The sequence below is a fragment of the uncultured Microbacterium sp. genome (genome assembly GCF_963521695.1).
GTDB lineage: Bacteria > Actinomycetota > Actinomycetes > Actinomycetales > Microbacteriaceae > Microbacterium.
Map to the genome: position 1 here is coordinate 1 of NZ_CAUQWC010000198.1, position 6,531 is coordinate 6,531.

Consider the following 6,531-nt stretch of genomic DNA (forward strand, 5'->3'; position numbering starts at 1 on the left):
GGTGGCCTGCCTCCGCACCGAAGGACCCGTGCCCGAGGACGCCGAGGCCCGGGTGGCCGCCGCCCTGACCGCACTGGCCGAGCACGGGCTCGTCGACGTCGCTCTCTGACCCGGGCCGCCCCACAGCCCGCTCCGACGACGCCCCTGTACTACGCGTTCCGCGGGATGCCGCTGGATAAGGGCGGGTACAGATCCCCGGGCAACGCGTCTTACTCTCTCCGCTCTGTGGACAATTCTTGATGAAGTCCACGGAGCCCCTCTTCAAGGAGGTCCTGGACCACGACGATCTTCGAATCGTCTGGCGTCAAATTGAGTCCAGTACAATATTGTTGTCACGATGTCGAGGAGGCATACCGATGAACCCCATCCGCTACCACGATGACGTCGAGGTCCCCGTCGAGAACGAGGCCGAGATCTCCCAGCGAATCGTCGAACGAATGGCCGCCACCCAGGCGGAGAACGCCGACCGTCACCGCCACGCCCACCGCGACGCGCACGCCAAGAGCCACGCGATCATCACCGGGCAACTCACCGTCCACGACGACCTGCCGCACGAGCTCGCGCAGGGCATCTTCGCCACCCCCGGCACCCACGAGGTCGTCGCCCGCCTCTCGTCGGCACCCGGCGACATCCACTCCGACGAGATCCCTGCCCCGCGGGGTTTCGCGCTCAAGATCATCGGCGTGGAGGGCGAGCGCCTGTCCCCCGACCTCGGTGGCGCCAACCAGGACTTCCTCATGGTGAACTTCCCGACGCTCGCGTTCGGCACCGTGACCAAGTACGAGGACATGCTCGACATCCTCGAGAAGAACGCGAGCAACCCGGCCGCCGCGCAGAAGGCGGTCTCCGCCGCCGCCCGGGGCATCGCCTCGATCACCGAGAAACTCGGTCGCACCCCCGGCGCGACCGTCCAGGGCCTCGCGAACGACTACTCCCACATACTCGGTGAGACCTTCTACACCCAGGCCGCGATCCGTTACGGCGACCACGTCGCCAAGATGTCCCTCGCGCCGACCGGGGAGGTCGCCGAGCTCACCGGCGTCGACGTCGGCGACGACTTCGACGCGATGCGTACCGCGGTCGTCCGCCACTTCATGACCAAGGGCGCGACGTACGAGCTGCGGGTGCAGCTGTGCACCGACCTCGAGGAGATGCCGGTCGAGGACGCCGCGGTGCTGTGGCGCGAGGACCGTTCCCCGTTCCGCACCGTCGCGACCGTCCGGTTCGACCGGCAGGACGTGTTCACCCCCGAACGTCGCGTCGCCGGTGACGACCGGCTCGCGTTCAACCCGTGGAACGGCGTCGAGGCGCACCGGCCGCTCGGCTCGATCATGCGCGTCCGCAAGCTCGCCTACGAGTCGTCCTCGCGGCAGCGGCACGACCTCAACGCCGTGGCCCGCCGGGAGCCGGACTCCCTCGCCGACCTCACCGCCTGACCCCTCACCCCCTTGGAGGACCCCATGAACGAGAAGCTGACGTCCGAACAGACCCGCATCGACCCGCGCCTCTCGGAGGAGAGCCGCATGGAGGAGTTCCGCCGCGTGGTCAAGGAGGTCGCGGCCGACGCGCCGACGATCTCCCAGATCGCGATCAACTCCCTGCTCACCGACAAGAACCCGCTCCACGAGGGCACGTACGAGTCGGCCGGCCGGGCCGGTGCCCGCTCCGGCAACGTGTCCGAGCTGACCGCCATCGCCGACCTCAGGCCCGGCGGCGCCGACCGGCTGCGCCGCATCTTCGGCCTCACCGGCGGCGACTTCGACGGCGCCAAGCGCGTCTCGACGCTGCACAACATGCGGTTCGTGTTCCTCGACGACGACACGCGTGTGCTGTTCGCCACGGCCTACGACGGCGACTGGGACACCTACATCGACGACTTCGCGACGAAGATCCCCGAGCTCATGGACCTGTTGTTCGCCAACGTCGAGGGCTGGCCGGGGATCGACTCCCCGAAGGTCAAGGACTTCATCGCCGACCACCAGATCGACGCCGCCGCGTGGTTCGTCGCGAACCCGCAGGTGACGGTCGTGGACGTGCGCCGGTACCAGCGCATGGAGCAGGCCCTGGACACGTTCTTCGACGCGATGGCGGCGAACACCGCGATGGACGCGACGACCCGGGAGGCCCTGTCGGCGCTGTCGGACGCGGTGGCGACGCCGCAGGGGGTGGACTACTGATGCCGTTCGAGCACCTCAGGGAGCTGCGCAAGCGGTTCCGTCGGGAGAGCGTCACGCTGCAGCTCGACGACATCCAGTCCCTCATCCTGCGGTCGCGGCCCGAGCCCTACGTCGGGATCCACGCGGGGTTGCGGGTCGACACCCCCGAGGGGGGTCGTGCCCTGCTGGGGCGGCTCGTCGAGTACGTCCCCTCGGCGCAGGACTGGACCGCGGACATGCACGCTTGGACGGGGGTGGCGATCAGCCACGCCGGCCTCAAGGCGATGGGCCTGCCGGAGGAGTCCCTCGCGAGTTTCCCGCTGCCGTTCCGGCAGGGCATGGCGGCCCGCGCGGGCCAGCTCATGGACACGGGCGAGAACGCCCCGGAGACGTGGGAGGAGTTCTACAAGGACGACTCCCTGCACGTCGCGGTGACGATCTACGCCGACTCGGAGGAGTCCCTGGCGGACGCCGTGGAGAAGGCTCTGGGGTACCTGGAGGAGATCGACGGGGTCACCCTGCTCGGCACGCACGCGTTCGGGGCGCCGGATGCGGCCAACCCGTTCGGCTACCACGACTCGCTCAGCCAGCCGCTCGTCGCGGGCGCCGGCGTCGACGCCCTCCCGGGGCAGGAGCGGGCCATCGCGGCGGGCGAGTTCATCCTCGGGGAGGACAGCGAGACGGGTTCGCCCGTCGCCATGCCCTCGCCGGACGTGCTGGGTCGTAACGGCTCGTTCGTCGTGCTCCGCAAGTACGACAGCCGTGTCGGCGCCTGGAACGACTTCCTCCGCGAGCACGCGGAGGAGGACACGCAGGAGTCCCGCGACGCCCTCGGCGCGAAGCTCGTCGGCCGGTGGCGGTCGGGGGCGCCGCTCGTCCTCTCCCCCGAGAAGGACGACGTCGACCTCGGCATGGATCAGTCCCGCAACGACGGCTTCGACTACTCCGACGACCGCCGCGGCCTCATGTGCCCCCACTCGGCGCACGTGCGCCGCATGAACCCGCGCGGCAGCGAGCTGACGATCCTCACGGACGAGAACATCCACCGGATCATCCGCCGCTCCTCGACGTTCGGCCCCGAATGGGACCCCGACCTCACCGCCGCCGACGACAAGGACGACGAGCGCGGCCTGTTCTTCATCTTCATCAGCGCCCGCGCCTACGACACGGTCGAGTTCCTCCAGCAGGAGTGGATCAACCGCGGCAACTTCGTCGACCTCGGCACCGAACGCGACCCCGTCGTCGGACTCCACGAGGAACCGGGCCGGTTCACCATCCCCGACCGCCCCGTCCGCAAGCGCGTCGACGGCGTGACCACGTTCAACCGCCTCCGCGGCGGCGAATACATGTTCATGCCCTCCCTCACCGCCCTCCGCTGGATCGCCGACGCGGGCTGGGAGAGCTGACCAGGCCGGCGGATCGAGACCGGCGCTCGCCCGGTCGTCCGCACCGGCGATGAGCGAGAGGCCCCCTCCCAACCCGGGAGGGGGCCTCTCGAGTCGGAACGCCGTGGCTCTGGGGCCGTCCGCGCCCTCGGACCTCGCGAGGGCGAGCACGCGCTCGACGCGCTCAGCCGTGTTGATGGCCCCCTGCCCCTTCCTCCTCTCCCCCTTTCCCGATGACGTCATCCGGGGGGCGGGGGTCAGGTGGTCGCGAGTTCCAGGACCTGGGCGGCGACCTCGCGCGCGGCGGGGACGGCGGACTCGACGAAGGAGGTGCGGGTGCGGCGTTCGACGAGGTCCTCCACCGTGAGGGCGCCCTCCGCCAGCACGCCGAAGAGCATCTCCGCACCGGTGTAGGCGACGCCCTCGGCGACGGGGCCCGCGAACCGGGGGTACCGACGGCCCAACTCCGCGACACGACCGGCCTCGGTGCCGTAACGGCGCACGAGACGGGTCGGTTCCTCGAGACGGGCCAGCACCTCCCGCGGCGCCGCGCCCACGAGCGGGAGCGTCCTCGTCCGGCACTCCCGGTCCGTCCCGAGACGACGGCAGGCGGCGTCCACGGCGTCCTCGGCCATCGTGCGATAGGTCGTGAGCTTGCCCCCGGCGATCGTCAGGGGCCGGCCAGGTTCGTCGATGAGCAGGTGCCGTCGGGACACGTCGGCGGTCGCGCCCGCCTCGACGAGTGCGCGCTCCGCGCCCTCCGACAGATCCCCCGACGCGCCGTGCTCGCGCCTCTCCCCGAACCCGTGCCTCCCGATCCGCCTCTTCGTCCCTCCCGTCGACCCGCCCGACGGAGTCGGCAGCACCAACGGCCGCAGCCCGGCGAACCGGCCCACCACGTCCTGCCTGGTCAGGGGGCGCTCCAGCGCGCGGTTGATCGTGGCGAGGAGGAAGTCCTCGTCGGATTCCGGCACCGGCGGAGCGATGCCGTCGACCCCGGGAGCGGCGTCGTCGGTGAGGCCGACGAGCACGAGGCCGTCGCTCTGTGGCAGAGCGAACACGAACCGGCCGAAGTGACCCGGCACCGGCGCGGTGAACACGGCGCTGGGACACCCGAGCGCCTCGGCCCGCACGACCAGGTGGGATCCGCGGCTCGGCGAGATCCGCAACGACGGGTCGTGTTCACCGGCCCACACGCCGGTCGCCGAGACGACCGTGCCCCGAGCCTCGACGCTCTCGCCCGTCGTCTCGTCCGTGAGGGTGAGTCGGTCCTCACGCAGGTCGGTCGCGGCGCACCGGGTGAGGACGTCCGCGCCGTGCGCCGCGGCGGTGCGGGCCAGCGCGATCACGAGGCGGGCGTCGACCTCGAGCTGACCGTCGGTGTAGTAGACGGCACCGCGCAAGGGCCCTACCCCCGGATCTTGGACACGGGGTGTGATTACGCAGCCGTCGGCAGCGTAGCGGTGTTGCCGGTCTCGTAGAGGACCGGCGGGACGTAGCGGCACCACGAATGGCGTCGCTTGGTGTTGTAGCGGACGAGCCACCTGAAGACCTGCCGGCGGCAGACCAGTTCGTTGCTCCAGCAGGCGGCGTCTTGGAGAACCTCGCGCTTCATGGTGGCGTTGAACGACTCGGCCAACGCGTTGTCCGCGCTGGACCCGACGGCGCCCATGGACTGGGTGACGCCGAGCTTGCGACAGAGCTTGGCGTAGTCCTTCGAGCAGTAGACCGACCCGTGGTCGCTGTGAAATACGCTGCCCTTGAGGGTGCCCCGGGTTGCGGCGGCGGCCTTCAACGCGTCCTCGACGAGCTCGGTACGCATGTGGTCAGCGATGGCCCACCCGACAAGCCGACGGCTGTAGCAGTCGATCACGGTCGCCAGGTAGAGGTTCGTGCCGTCGGCGATCGGCAGATAGGTGATGTCGCCGACGTAGCGCAGCCCTGGCGCCGGGGCGGTGAAGTCGCGCTTGAGCAGGTCGGGGTACTTCTGGCCAGACGGTTCGGGGATCGTGGTCCGCACCCGCCGCTTCTTCACATAGCCCCGGATTCCTTGCAGCCGCATCACCCTGGCGACGCGCTTGTGGTTTACCCGCTCACCGGCAGGCGCGCTGTCGTTGAGCTCGGCGGTGATCCGTGGCGCACCCTGGGTGTTGTCCTCGGCATGGACAGCCCTGATCCGCTCTGCCAGCGCCGCGTCGTCAGCTGCCCTGGCTTCTCGGGCCGGGGCAGCCTTGAGCCAGGCGTAGTAGGACGAGCGCTCGATCTCGACGAGCTCACACAGTCGCTTCACCTCGAAGGTGGCGGAGTTGTCGGCGACGAACTGGAAGCGACTCACCAGCCCGTCTCCCCAGCGAAATACTTGGCCGCCCGCTGGAGGATCTCCCGCTCGGTGGTCAGCTTCGTCGTCTCGACCTCGAGCTCGTTGACCCGGGCCTCGAGCCGGGCGATCTTCTGCTCAGGCGTCTCACCGGCGGGACCCGTAGGGCTTGTCGGCGACGGCTTGGACTGCAGTGGGCTGGAGGTCAATGTCCCGTCAGCGGCGGTCTTCTTGCCGGTCCCGTAGACCTCGAGCCAGTGCCGCAGCGTGCCGCGCACGATGCCGAGATCCTCGGCGATGCCGCGGACCGTGGCGCCCGGGGTGGACTCGTACAAGTCGACGGCCTGACGACGGATCTCCTCGGAGTAGTTCTTCCTGGCCATGATTCCTGGATCATCTCGCTTCCCCAGCAGGTGCTGGATTCAGCGTGTCCAAGAACCGGGGTCAAGCCCCCTCTGGCGCGGTTTCGTCATGCCCCTCAACCGATGAAGATCCACTATATCGGCGCCCTTTCGCTGGATTTCAACCACTTGCGGGTGTCAGTGCCCGCCCCAGTGCGTGGGCGGCCACACCGTCACGAAGACCTCGCCCACGATGTCCTCGCGGGTGACGAAGCGCGCGCAGTCCCCGGCCTGGTCGGCGGGGATGCCGCGGCACGCGATCACGGAGTCGG

The 6,531-nt window shown here is 69.8% G+C and carries 5 protein-coding genes; 3 read left to right on the forward strand and 2 right to left on the reverse strand.

Features of this window, described 5'->3' with window-relative positions; all coding sequences use genetic code 11:
* Nucleotides 1–356: 356 nt before the first annotated feature.
* The 3 genes from RWP81_RS13075 to RWP81_RS13085 all read left to right on the forward strand — a co-directional run bounded on the left by RWP81_RS13075 (nt 357) and on the right by RWP81_RS13085 (nt 3,562).
* Nucleotides 357–1,436: a catalase family protein gene (locus tag RWP81_RS13075; protein WP_064845788.1), complete on the forward strand. Its 1,080-nt coding sequence runs from the start codon at nt 357–359 to the stop codon at nt 1,434–1,436.
* An 87-nt stretch (nt 1,437–1,523) separates the two neighbouring features.
* Nucleotides 1,524–2,177: a hypothetical protein gene (locus RWP81_RS13080; RefSeq protein ID WP_373271450.1), complete on the forward strand. Its 654-nt coding sequence runs from the start codon at nt 1,524–1,526 to the stop codon at nt 2,175–2,177.
* Nucleotides 2,177–3,562: a peroxidase gene (locus RWP81_RS13085; protein ID WP_314456780.1), complete on the forward strand. Its 1,386-nt coding sequence runs from the start codon at nt 2,177–2,179 to the stop codon at nt 3,560–3,562. Before RWP81_RS13080 ends, RWP81_RS13085 begins: the two co-directional genes overlap by 1 nt.
* 236 nt (nt 3,563–3,798) lie before the next feature.
* Here the strand turns inward: RWP81_RS13085 and RWP81_RS13090 are convergent, their stop codons facing one another.
* Nucleotides 3,799–4,944 carry an FAD-dependent oxidoreductase gene (locus tag RWP81_RS13090; RefSeq protein ID WP_314456782.1) on the reverse strand — a complete coding sequence of 382 codons (1,146 nt, stop codon included), beginning with the start codon at nt 4,942–4,944 and terminating at the stop codon, nt 3,799–3,801.
* A 35-nt stretch (nt 4,945–4,979) separates the two neighbouring features.
* A protein-coding gene (locus RWP81_RS13095; RefSeq protein WP_314456784.1) for an IS3 family transposase occupies nt 4,980–6,241 on the reverse strand; the annotation gives its coding sequence in 2 pieces (ribosomal slippage) (nt 4,980–5,890 and nt 5,890–6,241; 1,263 coding nt in all).
* Nucleotides 6,242–6,531: the final 290 nt, after the last annotated feature.